The 22,425-nt window shown below is 61.1% G+C and carries 21 protein-coding genes; 12 read left to right on the top strand and 9 right to left on the bottom strand.

What is annotated here, in order from left to right:
* Positions 1–5: 5 nt before the first annotated feature.
* The 3 genes from ACH9L7_RS04500 to ACH9L7_RS04490 form a co-directional block, all read right to left on the bottom strand.
* The gene (locus tag ACH9L7_RS04500) at positions 6–692 is read right to left on the bottom strand and encodes a dolichyl-phosphate hexose transferase (protein ID WP_396612541.1); all 687 of its coding nucleotides are present in this window, start codon (positions 690–692) and stop codon (positions 6–8) included.
* A 71-nt stretch (positions 693–763) separates the two neighbouring features.
* Positions 764–1,093, bottom strand: a complete 330-nt coding sequence (locus ACH9L7_RS04495; protein ID WP_396612540.1) for a hypothetical protein — start codon at positions 1,091–1,093, stop codon at positions 764–766.
* A gap of 79 nt (positions 1,094–1,172) precedes the next feature.
* Positions 1,173–1,928, bottom strand: a complete 756-nt coding sequence (locus tag ACH9L7_RS04490; protein ID WP_396612539.1) for a ribonuclease H-like domain-containing protein — start codon at positions 1,926–1,928, stop codon at positions 1,173–1,175.
* Positions 1,929–2,049: 121 nt separating this feature from the next.
* On the opposite strand from ACH9L7_RS04490, the gene ACH9L7_RS04485 reads away from it, so the two are divergent.
* On the top strand, positions 2,050–2,754 hold the full coding sequence (locus tag ACH9L7_RS04485) for an SOS response-associated peptidase (protein ID WP_396612538.1): 705 nt from the start codon (positions 2,050–2,052) through the stop codon (positions 2,752–2,754).
* A 63-nt stretch (positions 2,755–2,817) separates the two neighbouring features.
* Complete coding sequence (locus ACH9L7_RS04480; protein ID WP_396612537.1) at positions 2,818–3,075, top strand: hypothetical protein; 258 nt, start codon at positions 2,818–2,820, stop codon at positions 3,073–3,075.
* Positions 3,076–3,093: 18 nt separating this feature from the next.
* Here ACH9L7_RS04480 and ACH9L7_RS04475 read toward each other — a convergent pair whose 3' ends face one another.
* On the bottom strand, positions 3,094–5,832 hold the full coding sequence (locus tag ACH9L7_RS04475) for a PEP/pyruvate-binding domain-containing protein (protein ID WP_396612536.1): 2,739 nt from the start codon (positions 5,830–5,832) through the stop codon (positions 3,094–3,096).
* Positions 5,833–6,226: 394 nt separating this feature from the next.
* On the opposite strand from ACH9L7_RS04475, the gene ACH9L7_RS04470 reads away from it, so the two are divergent.
* The 8 genes from ACH9L7_RS04470 to ACH9L7_RS04435 all read left to right on the top strand — a co-directional run bounded on the left by ACH9L7_RS04470 (position 6,227) and on the right by ACH9L7_RS04435 (position 15,230).
* A complete protein-coding gene (locus tag ACH9L7_RS04470; protein WP_396612535.1) occupies positions 6,227–6,793 on the top strand; it encodes a class I SAM-dependent methyltransferase in 567 nt (188 codons plus the stop codon).
* Between the two features lie 502 nt (positions 6,794–7,295).
* Positions 7,296–7,775: a hypothetical protein gene (locus ACH9L7_RS04465; protein ID WP_396612534.1), complete on the top strand. Its 480-nt coding sequence runs from the start codon at positions 7,296–7,298 to the stop codon at positions 7,773–7,775.
* Between the two features lie 801 nt (positions 7,776–8,576).
* A complete protein-coding gene (locus ACH9L7_RS04460) occupies positions 8,577–9,023 on the top strand; it encodes a DUF5805 domain-containing protein (protein ID WP_396612533.1) in 447 nt (148 codons plus the stop codon).
* Complete coding sequence (locus ACH9L7_RS04455) at positions 9,013–10,062, top strand: tyrosine-type recombinase/integrase (RefSeq protein WP_396612532.1); 1,050 nt, start codon at positions 9,013–9,015, stop codon at positions 10,060–10,062. Before ACH9L7_RS04460 ends, ACH9L7_RS04455 begins: the two co-directional genes overlap by 11 nt.
* Positions 10,063–10,377: 315 nt before the next feature.
* Positions 10,378–12,324, top strand: coding sequence for a G8 domain-containing protein (locus ACH9L7_RS04450; RefSeq protein WP_396612531.1), 1,947 nt, complete (start codon positions 10,378–10,380; stop codon positions 12,322–12,324).
* A gap of 291 nt (positions 12,325–12,615) precedes the next feature.
* Positions 12,616–13,356: a ferritin-like domain-containing protein gene (locus tag ACH9L7_RS04445; protein ID WP_396612530.1), complete on the top strand. Its 741-nt coding sequence runs from the start codon at positions 12,616–12,618 to the stop codon at positions 13,354–13,356.
* A 305-nt stretch (positions 13,357–13,661) separates the two neighbouring features.
* A complete protein-coding gene (locus tag ACH9L7_RS04440; RefSeq protein WP_396612529.1) occupies positions 13,662–14,267 on the top strand; it encodes an ArsR/SmtB family transcription factor in 606 nt (201 codons plus the stop codon).
* Between the two features lie 42 nt (positions 14,268–14,309).
* Complete coding sequence (locus tag ACH9L7_RS04435; RefSeq protein ID WP_396612528.1) at positions 14,310–15,230, top strand: hypothetical protein; 921 nt, start codon at positions 14,310–14,312, stop codon at positions 15,228–15,230.
* Positions 15,231–15,237: 7 nt separating this feature from the next.
* Here the strand turns inward: ACH9L7_RS04435 and ACH9L7_RS04430 are convergent, their stop codons facing one another.
* The 4 genes from ACH9L7_RS04430 to ACH9L7_RS04415 form a co-directional block, all read right to left on the bottom strand.
* Entirely contained in the window at positions 15,238–15,714 is a 477-nt protein-coding gene (locus ACH9L7_RS04430; protein WP_396612527.1) for a DUF2267 domain-containing protein, read from the bottom strand.
* Between the two features lie 108 nt (positions 15,715–15,822).
* Positions 15,823–16,719: a hypothetical protein gene (locus ACH9L7_RS04425; protein WP_396612526.1), complete on the bottom strand. Its 897-nt coding sequence runs from the start codon at positions 16,717–16,719 to the stop codon at positions 15,823–15,825.
* Between the two features lie 86 nt (positions 16,720–16,805).
* The gene (locus ACH9L7_RS04420) at positions 16,806–18,827 is read right to left on the bottom strand and encodes a hypothetical protein (protein WP_396612525.1); all 2,022 of its coding nucleotides are present in this window, start codon (positions 18,825–18,827) and stop codon (positions 16,806–16,808) included.
* A 93-nt stretch (positions 18,828–18,920) separates the two neighbouring features.
* Positions 18,921–19,754 carry an MBL fold metallo-hydrolase gene (locus tag ACH9L7_RS04415; RefSeq protein ID WP_396612524.1) on the bottom strand — a complete coding sequence of 278 codons (834 nt, stop codon included), beginning with the start codon at positions 19,752–19,754 and terminating at the stop codon, positions 18,921–18,923.
* A 244-nt stretch (positions 19,755–19,998) separates the two neighbouring features.
* On the opposite strand from ACH9L7_RS04415, the gene ACH9L7_RS04410 reads away from it, so the two are divergent.
* On the top strand, positions 19,999–20,127 hold the full coding sequence (locus ACH9L7_RS04410; RefSeq protein WP_396612523.1) for a hypothetical protein: 129 nt from the start codon (positions 19,999–20,001) through the stop codon (positions 20,125–20,127).
* A gap of 215 nt (positions 20,128–20,342) precedes the next feature.
* Positions 20,343–20,792 carry a TIGR00725 family protein gene (locus tag ACH9L7_RS04405; RefSeq protein ID WP_396612522.1) on the top strand — a complete coding sequence of 150 codons (450 nt, stop codon included), beginning with the start codon at positions 20,343–20,345 and terminating at the stop codon, positions 20,790–20,792.
* A gap of 12 nt (positions 20,793–20,804) precedes the next feature.
* On the opposite strand, the gene ACH9L7_RS04400 is transcribed toward ACH9L7_RS04405, so the two are convergent.
* Complete coding sequence (locus ACH9L7_RS04400; protein WP_396612521.1) at positions 20,805–22,376, bottom strand: hypothetical protein; 1,572 nt, start codon at positions 22,374–22,376, stop codon at positions 20,805–20,807.
* Positions 22,377–22,425 lie beyond the last annotated feature (49 nt).

The following is a 22,425-nucleotide window of genomic DNA, read 5'->3' as shown; positions in this document are numbered from 1 at the left end:
CCCGTCTACCAGCGAATCCGCTCTTCCAGACAAACCTTCACGATGGATTTTGCGATAGCTGCACCGCCAGCGAAGGGGTCGAGTTTGGTCTCCCCGGCGCGTTCGCGGTACGGAATGGGGACTTCGGCGATGTCGTAGCCCCGCATGGTCGGGCGGATGAGGAGTTCGGCCGACAGCCCCGTGTTCTCCGTCCAGTCGATGTCGTGGAGGAGTTCGCGCCGGTACGCCCGCATACCCGTGGTCGTGTCGTGGACGGTCGCACCCATCAGGGTACTTGCGATACGGGCGAAGGCCATGTTCCCGAAGCGGTTGAGCGTCGGCATCGTCTCGGCACCCTTCGAGATTCGGTCGCCGGAGACGACGTCGTACCCGTCGTTGATGAGGTCGAGAAACTTCGGCAGGTACTCCATCGGATACGTGTCGTCGCAGTCGGTCGTGACGACGACCGGTCGGTCAGGGGCGAGGACCGCCGCTTCGACCGCGACGCCGTAGCCCTGCGGCTCCTGTTCGATGACCCGTGCGCCCATCTTTCGGGCAATCTCCGGCGTGCGGTCGTCGGACCCATCGACGCAGACGACTTCCGCCCGTCCGTCGGTGATGCGGTCGATATCCGCGAGGACCGACCCGATAGCCTGCTCCTCGTTGTAGGTACCCATCACGACCGCGAGGTCGTCGAAGGTGTAGGAACTCATTGCGCGGGGTTGTCGACCGCCGCTCTTGAGCGTTTAGGTTTGCCAAAACCGTGGCAACTCGCCAAACTATCTTACCCCAGGCCGCGCGTGTCGGGTTTGTCTTCGAGCTTTCTGGCGTGGTCGATGAGAACGTCCATGAGGCGGGTCGCCGACTCTTCTACCTCGTCGAGACCGTCCGTGGACTGCCCGCTAACGCGGACAGAGAGTTCGTACAGTTCGAGTTCCACGTGCGGAACCGTCTCGTCACCATGCGCGTGTTGGCCTTCGTCCCCAACGGCCACCTGCTGGCCGTTTTCGAGGTTCTCGGCCTCGGCGGTCGAATCGTCCGACTCGTCGTCTGTCGGGTTATCCATCTCTCCATCGAGCGTCGCGTCGGCGTCGGCCTCGGAGTCGTCGGCCATGTGCGGCGCGTCGCTTCCGGGGATGAAAAAGGCGGGTGGTTCCGTTGCCGAGTCACGAGGAGTCGTTTGGGGTGCCGCCTTATGCGAAGTCGGTATCCAGACCGTCACAGACCCGTTCGTGCAGACGGCCGGTCACCGTCTCCATGAGCCGTTCGAGATTCACGGTGTCCTCGCGGTTGTACGAGACGAGCGTGTCGAGGGCGTCGTCGTCGCCGCGTTCGTACTCCCGCCAGAGGCGAACCGCGTCGCGGCCGGAGATGTCCGGCCGGTCCCGGTCGATGCCCACGTCCTGCTCGATTTGTTTCAACCCGCCCGTCAAATCGAGCTTCTTGCACGGGTACATGAGGTCGATGTGCGGAACGTCCACAGAGAGGTCGAACGAGGTTTCGAGGAACGGAACGTCGAATCTGGCTCCGTTGAACGTCGCGATGAGTTTCGCGTCCACGAACTGCTCGCGGAGCGCGTCGGCCGTCAGGGTGTCGCCGCTGACGAGCGTCGTCGTCTCGCCGCCCTGATAGAAGGAAACGGTCGTTACCTCGTCGCGCTCGGGCGACAGCCCGGTGGTTTCGATGTCGAAAAAGCACGTTTCGTCGCGGAAGTTCTCGTAGAGTCGCCAGCGCTCGCCCGACGGAAACGAGTCGTCGAAGAAGTGCGAGTTACCGTCGTCGAGGTGCTCGGCAGCCTCGGCGACGTACGACTCGATTCGGTCGGCTGTCTTCCCGCCGACGAGCGAGGGGTCGAACGCGTCCCAGTGGGTGACTCCCGATGCCCACAGGTTTCGCTCCGTCTGCGGACCCACACCACGGACGGGAATGAAACTGTTCTCGATTCGCATATACAGAGGTGGAGGCGGTGGCAACCCTAAATCCGTCGTCGTGGGCCAGCACCGGTCGCCGCACACGCCAGCGGTGCCGACTGCCGTCGGCGTTTTATCTGCACAGTGCCAATTCAGTTGCATGTGTGGCCGGTATACGCTGTTTACCCCGCCCGAAGACCTCCGCGAGCGATTCGGCGCGACGCCGACGCGACCGATGGAACCCCGGTACAACTGCGCACCCGGTCAGGAACTCCCCGTGGTCACGAACGAGGCTCCCGACGAGTTTCGCTTCCTGAAGTGGGGTCTCGTGCCGTCGTGGGCCGACAGCGCCAGCGTCGGCAACGACCGAATCAACGCCCGCGCCGAGACGGTCGCCCGAAAGCGGAGTTTCGCCGACGCGTACGAATCGAGACGCTGTCTCGTCCCCGCCGATGGCTTCTACGAATGGGTCGACCGCGGCGGTGCCAAGCAACCGTATCGCGTCGCCTTCGAGGACGACCGCCCGTTTGCGATGGCGGGGTTGTGGGAACGGTGGGCGCCGAAGACGAAACAAACCGGACTCGGTGATTTCGGTGGGGGCGGGCCGTCTCGTGAGCAAGAGCCACTGGAGACGTTCACCGTCGTCACGACCGAACCAAACGACCTCATCTCGGACCTGCACAACCGGATGGCCGTCGTCCTCGCCCCCGAGGAAGAATCGACGTGGCTCCACGGCGAACCGAACGAAGTCGCTTCGCTCCTCGATACCCACCCCGACGACGATATAACGGTCTACCCCGTCTCGACACGGGTTAATAGCCCGGCAAACGACGGACGGGAACTCATCGAACCGGTCGAAGTGTGACGAACGAGCGTGTGCGAAAGACAGATTAAACTGAGCTTTCAGCAGGTTTCACGACTCATAACCATGCCCCTTGGTAACAATTGTCTCGAAGAGATGGGTGACAGAAATTACCTGCACATCTGTCGGCACTGTGGTGTCGTTCATGGGACCGCATCCTCGACGCCGCCGGAGGAATGCATCGTCTGTGGGGCAATTACGTTCAGCGAGTACGAACTGAACGATGTCCTGCGCGAGCGGCAGCGGCCCGACCGACCGGTCGAACCGGCGAGCGCGGGTGAGCCAGCCCACAGCTCGCAATCCAGTGTGGAAGCGAGCGAGTAGCCGAGCGGGTGGGTGGAATCACTCTTTTCTACCTTTCTCATCTCTATCAAGACGTTCGACAGTTCCCTGTCCGCCGTCGAGGCGAATCCGTTCTCCCGTGCGGAGTTCGTTTGTCGCGTTCGAGACGGAGGCCACGGCCGGGATTCCGTACTCGCGAGCGACCAGTGCGCCGTGTGTCATTCGGCCGCCAACTTCCATGACGAGTCCGCCCGCGTTGAGAAACAGCGGCGTCCATCCCGGGTCGGTCGCGGGTGCAACGAGAATGTCGCCCGCATCGAGCGACTCTTCTGTGGGGTCGCGAATCACGCGCACCGTCCCCTCGACGACGCCTGCCGACACTGGCGTCCCCGTAAGCACGTACTGAGACCGCGTGGTATCACTCGCTCCCGTCGGCGTTTCCCCTTCGCTGGTGAGGACTGGTGGTGCGGTCATCGCGGCGTGTCGCTCGAAGGTTCTTCGACGGGCACCGATATCCACGTCTGTGAGCGGTTCGCCGTCGATGGCGGCGAGTAACTCGTTCTTCCGGAGGAACCACACGTCGCCGGAGTCGTCCAACTGCCCATCAGCCGCGAGTGATTCGCCCGCGTCGGATATCACGTCGTGGACGGCCGCGAAGAAGTGGGAAACGCCCTGTTTAGGGTACTCTCGGAGTTGGATCCCACCGCGGTAGACTTCGATGAGTCGCCGGACGAGTGGTCGCCTCACGCGTCCGAGTCGGCCCCGCCCGGCGCGCGCTTCGAGGCGAGACGCTGCTGCGTCGGCTTCACGCTTCAATCGTTCGAGGTGGTCGCGGTGTGCCCCCGGTTCGCGCTGTGCGATGGTACTTCGGACGGTTCGCAGTAGCGGTTCGGGGTCGTCTCGCCACCGCGGGCGGCTGAGGTCGATTTCGTTGGTCGCGCGGTGGCCAAACTCGTCGAGGAACTCGTCGAATTCGGCCCCGAACGCGGCCCCGCATTCGACCCGTTCGAGTTCCGATAGCGACGCCTCATTTTGGACCGCCTCGCTGACCGCCGGGTGGGTCCGGGCAACGTCGGCGAGGTCGCCCAACCGCTGGTTCATCTGTGTGACCACTTCGTGGTCGAACCCCTTGCTAATCGCGTCGATGTCGTCGGTCGCGTTCGGAACCAGCCGTTCGAGCGCCTTCGACGAGATGACGGCCGCGAACAAAAGCGGCATTACCTTCGGAACGATTTCACCGAAGAACGATTCGATAATCGTTCCGTCGAACGCGGCTCTGACCCGTTTTTGAGTGGATTCGGGTCGTCGAACGCGGGCAGCCATCTGCTCGCCTTTCGCTTCAATTCGGTCGCGGACGGACTCGGGAGTCGGAGGGCCAGCGAAGAACGTCCGAATAAGCGTGGCTGCCGCTTTCGGCACCGCGGAGGCGAGGAGTGGAAACAATCGGCGAGGGACCCCCGCAATACTCCGCAGTCTATCGAGACCACGTCGTTCGGGTACCAATCCCTGTCGCCGCTTGAGCAGGGTTGTGAGTGATTCCGCCGCCGGTTCGCTCACGGCACTGAGACCGGTGGGTACCATCCTTCGCAACGGGGTGATGCGGAGAATCGGCGTCAGGTCGGTGTACACGCGGTGTCCGGCTTCGACCGCAAACGGGTCCGCCGTTCCGGTCAGTCGAATCTCTCGTGTGAGCGTCTCCAGCGTCTCCCGCCACCACTCTACGACGAGCGGTGGGAGCGCCTCGGGCATCGCCTGTTGATGGCCGACGCTGAAGTAGACGTGCAACAGGTCGTCGTCCGGTGTCGGCGTCGGAATCGGAAACAGAGACGTGATAGGACGCGACTGGAGCAGGACGAACTCGTCGTCGACGAGCGCCCACTCGATATCCTGTGGGACACCAAGTACCGCTTCGACCGCTTCACCGAGGCTGGTCAGTTCACGCAGGTCGGCATTCGACAGCACACGACCAGTTCGTTGCTCCGGGTCGAGACCGACCAGTTCCGTCCCCGCCGTTTGCGACCCTTCGCGGAGGACGTGCGTCTTGTCGCCGACTTCGTATTCCAAGACCTCCCCCGTTCGGCGGTCGATTCGCGCGCTGTCGGGCGACACATCTCCAGCGACGACGGTATCTCCGAGTCCGTAGTTGGCGTCGACCGACGCCACGTTGCGGTTGCCGGACACCGGGTCGGCAGTAAAGAGCACGCCAGCGGCTTCCGAGTCAACCATCTCCTGTACGACGACTGCCATCGCGACTTCGGCGCTCGAAACGTTGTTTCGGAGGCGATACGAGACAGCCCGTTCGGTAAAGAGACTGGCCACGCACTCGCGGACCCTGTCGAGGACGGCTGACTGTCCACTCACCCCGAGGAACGTGTCGTGCATCCCCGCGAACGACGCCGTCGGCAGGTCTTCGGCGGTTGCGCTCGACCGGACGGCGTAGGAATTGGCCCCGACTCGTTCGAGTTCGGACGCGATTGCCTCACGGACCGGGCCCGGAAGCGCACGGGCTTGCAGTTTCGACCGCACGGTTTCACTTGTCGCTGCGATTCGGTCGGCTTCAGCCGGGTCCAACTCGTCGAGTGTTCGTATCGCCTGCTGAAGCTCCGGGTCGTCGACAAACGTCTCGTACGCAACTGTTGTCACACAGAACCCCGCTGGAACTCGAAACCCTGCTTCGACGAGACGGGCGAGGTTGGCCCCCTTCCCCCCGGTCAGAAACAGTTGCTTGGCAGCAGGCGCGCCCAGCGGAATGACGAACTGTGACGGTTCTGACGGCGTGCCGTCGGTCGCTTCACTCATTTTGGGACCGGCGACGAAGGCGAGAGTGGTGTGTCCGCTCAACGTTCATACGTGCATGAACGGTCGTGGTGCACATAATATGTTCAATGTGAGCACACCACTCATTAGACACGCCACAGTACCGAGGGTGCCGAAACGAGTCATCGACCTCACATTTATGCAAGTCTCAAGTAATGTGGATATAGTTACTCGATGATACACTGGACAGAGCAACTCTATCTCGAAACCGCGGAGCTGTTCGCAGAGCAATTGGAGCGGCGATTCGACGAAGCGAGAGACGAGGCCGGACAGCTACTTCGGCTTGTCGAAGACCGCAGAGGGGGGACTCCAGCCCGTGTCTTGGACGTTCCATGCGGCGTCGGGAGGCACGTTCTGGCATTCGCCGACGAGGGGTGTGAAGCCGTTGGGGGTGGACTTCTCCGAGGAGTTCGTCGAGCGAGCGCGGGAACACGCCGGAGCAGCAGGGGTTACCGACCGAGTCGGGTTCCACGTCCACGACATGCGGAACTTGGCCAGTTTCGACGGGTCGTTCGACCTCGTCACCAACTTCTGGAACTCGCTCGGATACTACGACAAAGAGACTGACGTAGAGATTCTCTCGGAGATGCAGCGCCTCTGTTCCGAAAATGGGACCGTCGCAATCGAGATGAGCAACAAGGAGTTCGTCGTGCAGAACTACGGCTCATCAAGCGTTCGAGAGGTGGACGACAAACTCCACGCCGAGCGGAAGCAGTTCAATCTGAGAACGGGACGGTTCGAGACCACGGTGGACGTGTTTGCGGACGAGGGGTCCAAGTACAGGTATCTCGATACGTTGGAGTTCGAACCTCGAATCTATGCCCCGGTCGAACTACGAGAGATGTGCGAGCGCGCTGGTTTCGACGAGGTGCGTCTGTTCGGTGGATTCGAGGGCAAAGACCTGTCTCTCGATTCACCTCGGGTCGTCGTTTTGGCATGGTAGTCGGTGTCATGGCTCCCCAGGACGCGGTTGTATATAGCGGAATAGGGTTTACGAGTCAGCCGACGAACACCGAGAGATACCACAGCAAAAACGTAAATCGCCTAAAATCTTCATAGACAGCGCTCTAGAATACAACTCAGGAGTTTTCGACGCAGCCGTCCTGTCTCGCTGCTCAGTTACATGCGTCAACTAGCCGAGCGGAGCTTCTGGAGTTTCCAACCGTTGTCCCACACCGACCCAGAGGCGTCGCAGACGCCGCCTGAGAGACAGTTCATCGAGAGATAGTGAAAGGCTTCGGGCGTACCGTTTAGCGGCCGAGAGCGCACGCTATCATCCCGAGAAACCGACGCACAAAGCGAGGCCGTGCTCGTGGGACGAGAACCACGAACCGGGGGTGGACACCCAACTTCAAAGCGACAGCACGGCTTTTCACCGGAGTACCGGTGGTGTGCTAGAAGAATCTACCATGAGAGTTATCCAAATAGTCAGATAATTATGGTGTATGCGGCGACAGAACCTCGCGGTAGTTGGCCTCGCCCTCGCTGGCTTCGGGGCCGTCGCGTTCGGAATCACACAAGAAGCCCTCACCGTCGCGCCGATGTACGACGGGTCGATAACGACAGGGTGGGGAGAACGGCTTAATCACGAAGAACGGTTGTTGAGACAGGTGAGCGCGCTCGGGGCTATCGGTGCAGTCGGCGCACTCTGGCGACGATATCTCGCCGTGCTCCCCGTGGTCACAGGTGGCATCGTCCTGTTTTACCCCCTTCGGGCGATGCTCCATTGGACCGAACGGCCGGGCCTCTACACCGAAGTTCCGACCCACGATGGTGGAGTGACCAAGGTCGTACTCGGTGCAGAGCCGTTTTTGCTACTCGCCGGTGGGCTCCTTCTCGTCAGCGCCGGCGTTCTTGGGTGGAGATGGCAGAAAGACCACGACGAAACTGATGGTTCGGCCCCCGGTCACTCCTCGACGATGTAGCACGGGGGCTAAATTCGTGCCACTATGGACGTCACAAACACAGAAAATATTGTGTTAATTGAGATTAAATTAGAATAACTTTATAGAGGATAAATAAGCAGATTACTCTACCCGATCCTGTATTTCAATCACACAACATCAGTAGCAGAGTAACGAAGAAGGGCAACCATTATTTCACTTCTAGCTATCCAGTATAAATAGCATCTCCGAGAGATGGTTCCCTTATTTAAAAACTTCAGAATAATTAGTTGAATTATGTTGTGTCAGGAATGAATAATTCCTGTGTTTTTCGGGCATTTGAATCCAATAATATGAATGTAGAAATTAATATAACGTTATGTGAAAGTTAGAGAATTCTATTCAGTCTGGTTTTGAACAGATACAAGATAGAAACGTAGCGTAGCCAGACCAGACATATAATAATTCAGAGTTGGATATTATGGAATAACGAACCCCGTGTATAGCAACTCTCCCACAGCAACCCCAAGGGTAAACGCCGGGTGAACTACCATCTAAAATTAGATATGTGTTCCATTTCTGAGAGCCCATCTGCACACTTCTGTCCTTTTGGTTCCGACACTATCCAGCCAAATTCACAAATCCCCTCGAAACCCGCGAAATCAGCAGTTTCGAAGAGATTCAATTATCCTGAATAGTGCAATTAGATACCGATTTTGGCAGTAGCACTATTCAGGATATTCCGAATTATCGACGCCAAATTAACTGGCACAGATTCAGATAAAGTCCCTTATTCGTGATAGTGCCGGTAAATTGAATATCGCCCCCGGAGTCGACCCGAGTATGAGCGACGAGGGCGACCGAGCGACGGTCCAAACCTATGTACCGTCACACCAGAAGGACATCTGGAAGGAACACGCCGACCAACTCGGGATGAGTCAGAGTGAATTTGTCAGAACCATGGTACAGGCTGGTCGGGCGAATTTCGACGTTCCCGTGAGAGGCGATGAAGCGGGCACAACCCCCGGGGTTGACGGGGCGAAGACTGCCCTCCAGAATGGCGATTCAAATCATGAGGAAGGAAGTCGGAATAATGGTGCCCTCTCGGACCGCGTCATCGATGCGTTAGCGACCGAGTCGTACCAGTCGTGGGACGACCTGGTCTCGACGCTCACAGAGAACATCGAAGACCGACTCGAATCGACCCTTCAGGAACTCCAATCGTCGGGGAGAGTTGTGTACAGTGGTCGCCATGGCGGGTACACGCTCGCGGAGGACGATGGCCGCTGAGCAACCGGCTGAAGTCGAGGACGCTGTCGGGTACTTCCTCCAAGATATGACCTACCACGGGAAGTCCGACCGAACCCGCGACGCCTACGAGCGAGTCCTCCGCGAATTCGAATCGTTCCTCGGGAATCCGTCGCAGAACCCAACCGGAAGTGCGACGCCGGTCGAAGACGCAAGCCACCGCGACTGTATGGCGTGGGTTCACACCCTTCGAAATCGGGACGTTGCGCCCAGTACAGTCGCCACGTACGCGTCCTATCTCCACCGATTCTACGCCTACATGGCCCAAATCGGTATCTTCGACTCGAACCCGATGAGCCTCGTCGTCGAAGAGATGGACGAGCGAATCGACACGAATCCCGCCCGAAGGGAGGTTTCGGTTCCCGAAATGCGGGGGTTTGTCCACCAGATACGGCATCCACTCGACCACGCACTGGTAGTGACGCTCCTCAAGACGGGGATGCGTGTCGGCGAACTCTGCAACCTCGACTTACGCGACATCTCGCTTTCAGTCGATGAACCCCTCGCTGATGTATCGACCCGGGCAGCACTCGATGGCCGCGGCCCGTCGATATACGTCTCGGCGGAACCGAGCGTCGGAACCACCTCGAACGGAGAGGTTCGAACCGCCTCGAACAAACGAAAGCGTTCGACTGTCGTTCCCGTCGACGACGAGTTAGAGACGGTGTTGTTGCGCTGGCTTGCGATTCGTCCGGATACGACCTCGTCTGCTGAACCGCTGTTCCTTGGTACCGCCTCCGGGTGGGGACAGAGACTGGCACCCGATGCAGTCCATCATATCGTTACCTCGCACGCCACCGACGCTGGCTGGTACCGCAAAGGCGGTGACCGAGAAGAGAACGTCACGCCGCACTACTTCCGACACTTCTTCACGACACACCTCCGCGACAGGACCGGTGACCGAGGTATCGTCAAATACCTCCGCGGCGACGTTGGCGGCGACATCATCGACACGTACACCCACAATTGGGGCGATAGAGTGCGTGAAACGTACGAATCGAACACATATTCACTACTATAAATAGTGAATACCTCGTCTAGGGGGCGACACATGAATCGTATGTCGCTATACACAATGGTTGTGGGCTGACTTCACGCATTTTCCATTCTTCCCCTCCTTCTGTCCGTCAGTAGATTCTCCAGCGAAAAGACAGAGAATCCAATAGTGTCGCCAGAAATATTAAATATCTAATAAGAAAGTCTTAATTTTAACCCCCCAAATATGAAGGTTGTGCAACAGGATTCTAACCAAGAAAAAGCGAGCAACGCAAGAAAACAGTTCAACCGACGTCGTTTCCTCCAGGGGACGACCGCTGTACTCGCAACGAGTACGGTCATGGGCACAAGCGGGGCAGCCTCGTCAGACGGACCGACGCCCGAGATGTGGTCAGAGCCGGAGACGTGGGGTGGTTCGACCCCAAGTGCCGGGGACGAAGTGACGATTGGCCCGGACAAGCACGTGGTCCTCGACCAGAACACGCCGAACCTGAGCGGCGTCACGGTTCAAGGAGTGCTGGAGTTCAAGGACGGAGCATACAGAGAACTCACGAGTGATTACGTTCTGGCCGAGGGCGATGGGATGCTTCGGATTGGAACCGAGAGCGACCCCTTCCAAAGCAAGGCCGTCATCACGTTAACTGGAACGGAGACGGACGAGAGTATCAGGGGCAGTGGCGTGATGGCCATCGGTACGAAGCTTCTCGGTACCTTCGACGGCGGGATTATCGACATTCACGGTGCATCTCGCGAGAAAACCGATTGGACACAACTCGGGGCCACCGCCAACGCAGGCGACAGTCGAATCCAACTCGAAGAGACAGTCAACTGGGAAGCAGGAGACGAAATCGTACTCGCGCCGAGTGGGACCGACCCCACAGAAGCCGAACGGCGCACGATAGAATCAGTCGATGGCGACACTGTCGAACTCAACTCGGGGCTGGACCACGACCACTTCGGGGAGACCCAGAAGGTCGATGGACGAACCGTCGACATCCGTGCCGAAGTCGGCCTGTTGACTCGCAATATCGTCATGCGAGGCGACAACGAGGTTTCGAATCCCGGTGGTGACGAGACGTACACCAACCCGACGAAAGGAGACACCAGCCTCGAATACGAAACCGGATTCGGTGCACACGGCATCTTCGCCAAGGACCCCAAACAAGTCCAAATCGAAGGGATGGAAATCTACCACGCTGGCCAGACCGGCCGCAAGGCACGTTATCCGCTGCACTTCCATCACGCCCACGAACAGCCAGACTCGTACATCTCGAACAACAGCGTCCACGACAGCTACCAACGCGGCTTCAACAGCCACGGTACGGGGAACGTGACCTACGAACGAAACGTTGGGTACGACATCAACGGCCACTGCTTCCTCGTCGAAGAAGGTATCGAAGCCGAACAGAACAACCTGTTTCGGGAGAACCTCGTGGTCTTCAACCGGCGCGTTCCCAGAGGAGACCGGCCCTTCGGTGGGAGAGCCAGTGCCGACGGGAGTACGAACGAACAAAATGACTTCCGACCGGCCGCCTTCTGGATTTCGAACCCGAACAACGTATTGGAGGGCAACCACGCCGCAGGTGGATACCTCGCCAACGGCTTCTTCTACGATGGTCGCGGCGGTTTCGAGGTGAATGTGGATGACATCGACATTACCTTCCGAGACAACACAGCCCACACGTACTCGACGGACTCAACACTCCGGTACAAGAACCTTGCCCGCGGATTCGGCGTGTTCTTCCAGTTATTCCCGGACGGTATCGAGCAAGCCCCCGATTTCCCGATTGCTCCCGAACACAGTATCGAGGGACTGACGGCGTACAACAACGGCCACTCAGCAGTCTGGACCGAGTGGAGCCACACTACCCTCGAGGACTCTGTCATCGCCGACTACCGAGTCGGCCACTTCGCCCTCGGTGGGTCGACGACACGTAACAACCTCTTCCTTGCCAGTAGTGACAATCCTGTCGGGCGAGGCGGTGGCGGCTTCTTCAGCACATCCGAAAGCGGTAGTTCAGATGCCTCTTCCGACGAGGAAATCGGCGAAGCGCTTGCGAAGGTAAGCGAACAGGACCGAAACGGAACCGACGGAGCAAAGGCGACCTCGAAGGAGCAAACAGACGGCAGCAGTTCCACCAGCACCACCCAGTCTTATTCGGGAGGTAGCACTGGCGTCTTCAACGATACGCTCTACTATCGCGAATCCCCGTCGAACGAAGCGAACGAGTTCGAGAGCGTCGACCTGCCGGTTTATCAGCGAATCAGAGTACTCGACGTGAGCTAGACGCGTCACTCTCTGTCCAGAAAGTTCGTCGACAGACGGCCGGGGGTCGAGTACCCCTTACACTTCGTCAAACCAGCTGTATCGTCGGCTCAAACGCGCGGGCTCAGCTGTTGCAGCTGACTCGCCGCCCAATACGGGTCCGAACCAGAGGAAGACGATATTGACAGAGTGAAATTATCCACGCACACACAGTCACGATGTAGAACTGAGGGCGGATTTGGGTGAGAGTTCGGGAAATTCTCTTTTTGTAGTCAGACGCACATCCAGTTGCGCTTCGGCGCATGACCCCGCATGAACGACGACAAGAAAACAGCATTCGACCAGGCGCTGGAAACCCTCCAAACACAGGTTACGCCCCGACGGGCGTTCCTCGCCAGTACCGCGGCCGCTGGCCTCGGCGCGTTCGGTCTCTCCGGGATGGCGGCGGCGGACGAACACAAAGGAAGAGGCGGTCCGAAGAACGGTGGCAAGGGCAGAACTCAGGACGTTGCCGGAACCGACGTGGACATCCTGAACTACGCACTCACCCTCGAACACCTCGAAGACCAGTTCTACAAGCAGAACCTCGAATCCCTCGGTGGCTTCTACAGCGAAGAAACCATCGAGAACAGCGACACGCTGTCGGCCTTCGGCGACGAGATTCGAAAGACGGCCTACGACCGTCTCACAGACATCGGTGAACACGAGTCGACGCACGTGGACGTGCTCGAAACCGTCATCACGACGCTGGGTGGCGACCCCGTCTCCCCCGCTGAATACGACTTCGGCACCATGGTCTCCGGTGACCCCTCGAAATTCCTCGCCACGGCGCAGGCGCTCGAAAACACGGGCGTGATGGCCTACACCGGCGCACTCGACCTCATCGAGAGTCCCGACTTACAGACGGCAGGCGCGACCGTTGCTACGGTCGAGGCCCGCCACGCCTCGTACCTCAACCTCCTCAACGGCGACAACCCGTTCCCCGCTGCCTTCGACGAGGCGAAGTCGATGGACGAGATTCTGGAGATAGCCAGCCAGTTCATCGTCGAGTGAGCGTCTGCATCCACTTTTTTAAGTCTCTCTGAGCATCCGTTGCAGCGGCGAGCAACTCAGCCACTCTGCTCGAAGAACAGTCGGAGACTCACGCTCCCAAACCCGGCCGTGAGGCCAACTCTTCTCGGGTGGTGGCCACGTCGAGAGCTGTTTGTGTCGCGGCTTCGCCGGGAACGACGCTCATGAAAGTAATACGCCCGAAACTGGCTAAGAGATACGCCACAGCGTATTTCCCGGGGAACTACAACGACCATTTGACTCTTGGGTACCCCTTTATTTGCCGAGCGAGAAGGTGGCGCGAGACCGTGAGTTCCCTATTGCCGCTCAAACCCACTGCCGAATCGGTTCACGACCGGGAGATTGACCCGCTTCTCGTCGCGCTCGACGACCCCGCCGCCGACGACATCCTGTCGGCGCTTTCGTCCGCGACGGCGAGGCGTATCCTCGCAACAATCTACGAAGAGCCACGACCGGCCTCAGAGTTGGCGTCCGAACTCGACACGACCCTCCAGACTATCAGCTACCACCTCGACCGTCTCGAAGATGCCGACCTGGTCGAGGCGGTGACGACGTGGCTCTCCGCACAGGGGCGCGAAATGACCGTCTACGGGCCAACGAACACCGCAGTCGTCCTGTTCGCTGGTGCGGAGCAGACGAAACCCCGACTTTCTACAGGGCTTCGGACACTCGTCGGCGGCCTCGGCGTGACGGCCGTCGCAAGTCTCGCCGTGCAGGCGGTCTGGATGTCGCAACAACCGCCGGTACAGGCGGTCCGCGTCGAAGTTACTCCGACCCAACCCACGTTCCTCTCAGCGTATCTCGATGGGCCGGGCCTCCTCGTTCTCGCAGTCGGCTCGGCGCTCGTCCTCGCGACGAGCCTCGCCGTGATGTGGACTCAAAGGCGCGTTTGAGTCAGCCATAGGGAGATGGTACGGTAGTCCGTCGGGGATACTGTGCAACGAAGAGCCTTCCTCTCCACGGTCGGAATCGGACTCACGACGACGCTCACGGGCTGTCTGGCCAGCGCCGACAGCGGCGACGACGCCGGTGGCGAACAGACAGACACGTCGCCTACGACAGACGAACCAGACACCCCGGACGACTCTGTCGCAGTCGATGCGGGCGAGCAAGTGACCGCCGTTGTCGGGTCGAAACCGGACGATGGCCTCGGCGTGACGCCCCACCGGCTTCGACTCACGAACACAACCGACAGTCCGTGGGTCGCACGAATCGAAGTCACGCCCACCCTCGCCCACCCCCACGCCGGAACGTACAAGCTGGCTCCGGACGCCGAAGTCACCGTCGTCCTCCGCCTCCCGGCCGACTACGACGTAACCGTGACCGACACCCAGAGCGATGCCACCGCGACGAAATCGCTCTCGCCGGACGACTTCGACTGTAACCAGTCGTGGACCGCGTTCTCGCCCGACGGCGACGATATCGCCGTGTCCGGTGCATCGACCCGGATGGCCTGTGTCGACCCGATAGTCAGCGCAGACGATGCGCCGTCGGTGTCCGTCGGCGACGGGTCGCTCTCGAACGAGTCGCAAATGCGCCCGCACTCCGTGTCTGTCAGCAACCCGACCGACGAGACGACGCTCGTCGAGTTGGCACTAGAGACCGACGACGGGCGGACCGCGTATGCGGGGCACTACCGCCTCGAATCCGACGCCCGATTCGACGTGGTCGTCACAGAACAGCGCGCGCTCTCCGCCCGCGTGAAGCGCCTCGACACCGAGGAAAAAGAGACCGCAGCCATCGAAGAGTCGATGTTCGACTGCAACGCCTCGACGACGACGTTCTCGTTGGAGAAATCCGGCGGCGTGAAATCGGCGACGATTTCGACGATGATGGCGTGTATGAACTCGGAGTGACGAGGAGTTAGGCGCTCGCGTCGCCCTCATCGGTCGGTTGCGGGCCGCCGCCGGTCTGGGATTCCTGTGCGTCACCCCAGCCGCCGGAATCGACGAGGGTGAAGAGTTGACCCCAGTTCTCCGCGTCTTCGTCTTCCGGAAGTTGGTTGCGAACCTGCTGAATCTCTGACTCGGGGACGAGACTATTGACGAGGTCCACGATGACCCGCGCGTGGTACGCCGCCGTCGGCAGGTCGACGCCCTCGATTTCACTGACGCGGGTGATGAACTCGTGCCAGTCGAACCGCTCGCCGTGTTCAGCGACTGCTCCCGTCAGATACCAGTCGACTTCCATCGGGAGCGAACTCGCCAGGTCCTTCGCCTCGTCCTTCTGGATTCGCTGGCCGAGCGTCATCAGCGTCGCGCGAATCGCCCGCACGGACTGGCCGGTTCCGGGAAGTTCGAGTCGGTGCGTCACCTGACCGGTGAATTCGTCGAAGTCCATATGTCCCTAGTTACCACTCCGCAACCATCAATACAGCTACACATTCTGCTGTGTGAGAACATCGCTGTCAGTGAAGTGAGTGCGGTATCGAAAAACCGAGTATCGGCGTCAGACCCGAAGCTCGGTCTCTAACTCCGCCGTCGCGATGGTGTTTTTCACCACGTCCGCGCCCGGCGGTGTCTCGGCGACGTTCTCCATGAGCACCGTCTCGCTCGGGAAGAGGTGTTCGCCGAGGACGAGTCCGTGTTCGCGGGCGGTCGACCCGGTCATCGTGAGATAGACGCCGAGACCTGTGTCTGCGATTGCGGCCTCTTCTTCGGGGCCGTCGTTGGGGTACGCGAACATCACGTCGTCGAGACAGCGCGTCCCGAGGACGGCTTCGACCAGTCGCTCGTAGCGCGGCGAGATACACAGGTCGCCCGCGTAGTCGGCGACGAAATCCCGGTCGAGGTCGGCCCCCGGCGGGAGAATCTCGGGGTCGGCCATGAGCGTGTGGTACACTGTATCGCCGAGTCCCGAGACGACGCGAACGTCGGTGTCCATCGGGTCAATACGGGCGTTTACGTCCTCGATGCTCCCGAGGCCGTCGGGTTGCAGTTGGACGACCTCTTCGAGGACGAGGTCGGCACTGTCGAAGCCGAGTGCGAATTCGTGGGTGCGAAGCGCCCGGAAGGGTTCTTCGCGCCCGACGAGGTGAATCTCCACGCCGTCGGTTTCGAGGGTGACGCTGTCGAAGACGATTCGACGGGGCATCCCCTCGCGGTCGTCGCGGAGGAGCGTGTATTCCGGTGCGGTCGCCGCGTCGAGGTCACTGTAGGCGGCGAGTCGCTCGTAGACGTTCTGGTCGGGATGTGAATGCCCCTTCGTAACGGATTTCTCGAACCTGAGGGTCGAGGTTATCTCGTCGGCAACCTCGGCGAAGTCGGCGGCCGTAGCGAATCGTTCGAGTACCGCTTCGAGGGGGCGTCCCTTCCGCGGAACGGCGACGCGCACCGTCTCTGTCATCATCCGATGGTTGTGGCGGGCCGCTAAACAGGTTGCGCTTCGGGAAAACGTAGGGGCCAAGCAAAAACGTCGCCGTCGTCAGGCGATTATGCTTCGCTGTCGCCGTTGCCGCCGTTGTCGCCGCCACCGCCGCCACCGTTTCCACCGCCCATGCCAGTTCCGAAGGCACCCGCGAGGCGGTCGCGGAAGGTTTCCAGTTCGGCGACCGTGTCGTTTAGCTCGTCGATTTCGTCACGGAGCGGTTCGAGTTCCTCTTCCACCGAGACATCCTGGATGCTCGCTTCGAGGTCGGCGAGACGGTCTTCCACCGCGTTGCGGACTTCGACCACGTCGCCGTCGAGCGAGGCGATGTCCTCTCGAATCTCGCCGATTTCGTCGTCGAGACTCGATACGGTCTGGGTCGCCGCCTCGGCATCGGACTCGACGCTCTCGATGCGGTCGGCAACCCCATCGAAGCGGTCTGTGAGTTCGCCGAGACGGGCGTCGATTTCGTCGAACGACTCGTCGTGTTCCGAGACGGTCTCTTCGAGAGAGTCGAGGCGCGCGGCACCCGCGTCGATGTTGTTCGTCGCGGATTCGAGTCTCCCATCGAAGTCTTCGAGTTGTTCGTCGACGGCCTCGACCCGGTCGGACTGCGCGGAGAGTCGTTCTGCGTTGTCGTCCACGTGGGCCTCCACGTCGTCGACGCGGAGTTCGAGTCGGTCGCTTCGGTCGTCGACGGCCGCCAGCGTCTCTTCGGCCGAGTCGAGACGCGAAGCGGTGTCGTCGACTGTCTCGACGGCGTCGTCGACCATCGTGTCGAGCGCCTCGATATCCTTGCGGAAGTCGTCAATCTCGGACCGGAACTCCGAAATGAGTTCCTCGCCGGTTCCTTCCTCGTTGATGAAGGTTTCGAGCGCGTCGGAGTACGCCGCGAGGTCCTGCATCTGGGATTGGAGACGGCGGATGCGAACATCCGTACTCCGCCGGGTCTCGATATCGAGCGCATCGCGCAGCACGTCGAGGTCTGAATCGTCGACCGACCCCGAGCGAATTTCGTCGGCGAGGGCCGCCGCGAGACCACCCGCGGATGCCGCGGCTACCGCGGACGGGTCGGTCGCGGAAGCATCCGAATCACTGTCGGCGGCGGGAGATTCAGCCTCGGCCGCATCGTCTTCGATGGGCGTTCCCACGCCGGGTTCGTCGACGTGTTTGGTCACGTCGGTGGATTCGTCCACTGCGTCTGTGCCTGACTCCGCGTCCGTGCTCGACTCCGAGTCTGTGTCGTCGAGGACTTCCGCGTCGGGTGCCGGAACCTCGACCGCCGCTGCTTGGACCGGGCCTTCCGATTCGGCCGCGGACGCTTCGACTGCTGACTCGTCGGCGTCGGCGTCTGCGTCCGTGGGTTCTGCCGCGATACCTCCGCCTGCGGTCTCGGCCGCGGCGTCCGCCTCTACGGACTCTGTCGCGGCGTCCGCCTCGGTAGTCTCTGCTGCGGCGTCTTCTGCTGCCGAGTCGTCCACGTCGGAATCGTCGTCTTCGAACGCGGCCGCTAACTCGTCGTCGGACGGAACGCCCCCGGCAGGGTCGGCCGACACACTCACGTCACCTGCCGATGCGTCCTCGGCATCTGCCGCATCGTCACCGACAGCCACGGACGGACCCTCCTCGTCGCGCGGACTGCGGTTCCCGGCGAGTACGTCGCGGACGAGTTGGCTTCGGTCTTCACCGAGGATGTCGTCGATGTCACCCGGGTCGATGCCGCCGTCGACCGGGATGCGTTCGAGCGTCGGTTCTTCGAGGAACTCCTCGGGGCTCTGGCCGTCTGTGAGCCTGATACCGTAGACCGTCACAACTTCCTCGTCCGGTTCGAGCGTTCGCTCGTACTCGACGCGGTTGTCCTTGTAGGCGGTCCAATTCTCGCTTTCGTACTCGGGGTGGAAGCCCACGCTCTCCATCGGGAACGACTCCGGGATTCGGTCGATAATCCGAATCCGAGTCTGTTCGTCGAGGGAAGAAGAGACAACAAACTTGATTGCTGGGACAGGGAACTCGTCGGCGGCGAAGGTCTTTTCGACAGCTACCTCGCCGTCCGAGACTGAGACGCCCCCATCAGACTCGCGGCTCATGGCCGCCACTTCCGCAACATACATTATAAAACAACCGGGGAGAACACCCCCATTTCGACGCTGTGTGTCGATTCGGAGGTCGAGCCGTGGCGGTTAGAGGTCGACTCGGTCGCCGATTTCGACGAGTTCGAGCGAGCGCGGGGCCGCAAAGCTCTTGGCGTGGTGGTGAAGCACCTTCGGGTCCGAGGTCATGCCCTTCCACATGTCCCAGTGCGACGGGAGGAGTCGGTCGAGGTCGAGGTCGCTCGCGGCTTCGATAATCTGATTTTCGTCGTTGTACCACTTCGTCCGCACGGGTTCGCCGGTCTCCTTGTCGGCGATGTTGCCGACGGTGCCGAACGCGAGGACGCCGAGGTCGATATCGTAGCGCTCGCCGATGTCGGTGAACTCGTCGGCGGGCTTGGTGTCGCCGCCGTGGAAGAACGTGCCCGACTCGTGTTCGAAGACGTACGACACCGGGTGGGTCGCGTCGGGGTCGTAAGCGGGTTCGACGTGGACGGTGAACTCACCGATTTCGATGGTGTCACCCTCGGAAACCTCCTCGAACTGGTCTTCGGAGAGGTCGTAGTCGTCGAACCACGTTTCGTCGTCGTAGGCGACCGAAAGCGAGTCGTCGGGCGCGACGAACGTCGCGCCGGTATTTTCCAGAATCGGGGCTTGACTCGGGCCGTGGACGTGGTCGGTGTGTTCGTGGGTCGCGAGGACGGCGTCGGCCTCGGTCACGTCTTCGGGGTCGAACGGAACCGGCACCATGCGGACCGTCCGCGGCGGGTCGCCGAGGCCGACGTACGGGTCGATAAATACCGTCGTCCCCTCGCTTCCCTTGAGCACGAAGCCGTTACAACCGAGATACCAGATTGCGACCGTCTCCGGGTCTGCCGACTCGACCGCGCGCGGAAGCCAGTCACTCCAGTCGCTTTCCGTCATAGACACCAGTCTTCGTGCAGGGGGACTAAGCGTTGCGTTCTCGACACTCTTCCGTAGTTCTCCACACCCAAAACCGACTGCCATCTCTATCCCGCTACCGACCGCTGCGACTCGATACCGCCGACGAGAACAGCGAGTGCCTACTGTGAAACTTTATATCACAATAGTCTATCCCCTAGTATTTGCAATATAAGGTGCTACCTCGACAAGATATTTAACGTCTACCAACGTCACTTAGTTCACAATGTCAGGTACTGACAAACGAACGGCGGATTTCTCGTCGATGGCCCAGACGATGCGTGCGTGCGGGACGTGGGAACCGGTCTCCCCGCTCGAAGACGACAGTTTCGGACGAGACGAGTACTGGCAGTAGGACACAGATTCTCTCACGACCCCGCATCTAGCTGCTGTCTTCGCTTGCGGTTTTCTTTCCGCTTTCTCGCATCTCCGCTGTCTCTTGTTCTCCTCCGTCCAGTTTATACACCCGCGCGTGGTGCAGACGCCTATGACAAGCAGTAGCAACTGCAACCACGCCGTCGGTAGCGACTGCAACAACACCGGTCAGAGATGCAGTGGAGGCGTTCCCCCGTGCGCGTGAGTGTCATCGGTGGCAGCAGCATCTCCGAACGCTCCGAAGAGTTGGCCGAGGAAGTCGGGCGACTGCTCGCACAGCGTGGACACACGGTCGTCTGCGGCGGGTTAGGCGGCGTCATGGAAGCAGTATGCCGGGGCGCGTCGGACGCCGATGGGCAGACCATCGGCATCCTCCCGACCGAACACCGCGGCGACGCGAACGAGTACGTTGATGTCCCTATCGCGACCGGACTCGGTCACGCGCGCAACCCGCTCGTCGTGATGAACGGCGACGCCGTCATCGCCATCGACGGTGCGGGTGGCACGCTCTCGGAAATCGGCTTCGGTCACGTGTTCGACAGACCAATCGCTGGTCTCGAAACACACGACATCGAAGGAATCAGTGGGTTTCAGCCCTGTTCGACGCCCGAAGAAGCGGTCGAGTTCATCGAACAAGAGGTCTGACGGTCCGCGGCGTCAGTCGAGTTCGCGCTCGACGCAATCGCGGAGCAGGTCGTCGACGACTTCCTCGCGGAACGTCTCCCAGTCGGTCGTCTGGGCCCAGAGTCGGCCCGCGTCGGTGGGTTCGACGGCATCGCGGCCGACTTCCCGCGCCACCGGGTGAACGTAACCGTTCGCGGTCAGCGCCTCGATGGCCACGTCGAGACGGGGACGAAGGTTGTTTGCGAGTCGCGTTTCGAAGCTCTCGCCCTCAGAGGAGTTGCGCGCGACACCGACGCAGAATGCCTCGAACGCCGACTTCGGGCCGCCGTCACGCGCCCCGGCGACGATGCCGTGGTGCTCGGCCCGCTCTCGGAGTTCCGCCGCAATCGCGCGTCTGGCCCGCGGGCGGGACCGGGGCGGCCCGGTCGAGAGTACCTTGAGGACGACGGCTTCGAGGTCCGAAAGTGGCGCGAGCGTATGTCGGTCGAAGGTGTAGATATCCGACCCGCGTGCGGCACCCGTCCCGTCGAGGTCCGCGAGTCGGGCCGACGCCGCGTCGGCGCGTTCGTCGAGGTCTGAAGCGCGCTTCGAAACCGACTCGTACGCCGCCCCGAGGTGGGCACGCGCGTCGAGGTAGGCATCGAGGTGGCGTTCGAATCGCCCCAGTGACTCGAACAGCGAGACGGTCGCTTCGTCTTCGAACTTCCCGAACCGGGCCTCACAACTCTCGCGGAATCTGTCGACCAACTCGTGGGGGTCTTTTTCGACATCTGAGAGCAGGCCGACTTCGCCGTCGACCCACGCGTCGAGTGCGTCGAGAACGGCACCCGGGTCACGCGTCTCAGCCGGGTCCGGAATCTGTGGGTCGGACTCGACGAGGTCGGCGAGCTGCTCGCGGGCGCGTCCGAGAACGGCGTTCAGACCGGTGTCACCCCGTCGTGAGGACGGCCGCGCGGACCGCAATTGGCGGGCAGTCGAGGCATCGCCGCTCGCGTCAGCGAGTGCGATACGGAGGTCTTCGAGCGCGATACGAAGCGGTTCAACGACTGCTGTCGCACCGGGTCCGGCCGCGATGCGCTCGAACTCGTCGAGCGCAGCGCGAGTCGCCGCCACATCGGTAACGACGTTCCGGAGGTCGGAGACGACTTCGAGGTCCAGCGATTCAGTCACCGGGACGTGAAAGAGCGTGATGGCGTCCGCTTCGGCGGCACCGGAATCGACGAGCGCGGTGCGGGCCGCGTAGAACGCGGCCGCGACGTTCGGCGGAGCGGACGAGAGATTCACGTCCACGTGGCCGTCGGCCACCGCCTCGCGCAAGAGGTCGGTGGTCGCGGCGTACAACTCGGCGAACGACGAGTGAAACGGGAGTCGAACCTCGTCGACCGATGCATCGAGTGCGGTGGTGAGGGCTTCTGACGCCGTGCGGGCGACGCGAGCGTTGGTCTGTGGTGTGCCGGGCGCGCAGTCATCCGGGTCGCGACCCTGCTCGGGGTCAGACTCGGCACGGACCAGACGAACCCGGTCGGCGTCGAAGTCACCGTCTTCGAGCGGGGTGACGACCCGCTGGACATCGCGTCCGAGGATGGGGAGGTGGGTCGTCGGCATCTGTCTCACCGATTCTCGGTAGATGCCGTCAATGTTATGGTGAGTCGGT

Source organism: Haloferax sp. S1W (assembly GCF_044593955.1).
Classification (GTDB): Archaea; Halobacteriota; Halobacteria; order Halobacteriales; family Haloferacaceae; genus Haloferax.
This window is presented reverse-complemented; position numbering and strand designations above follow the sequence as displayed.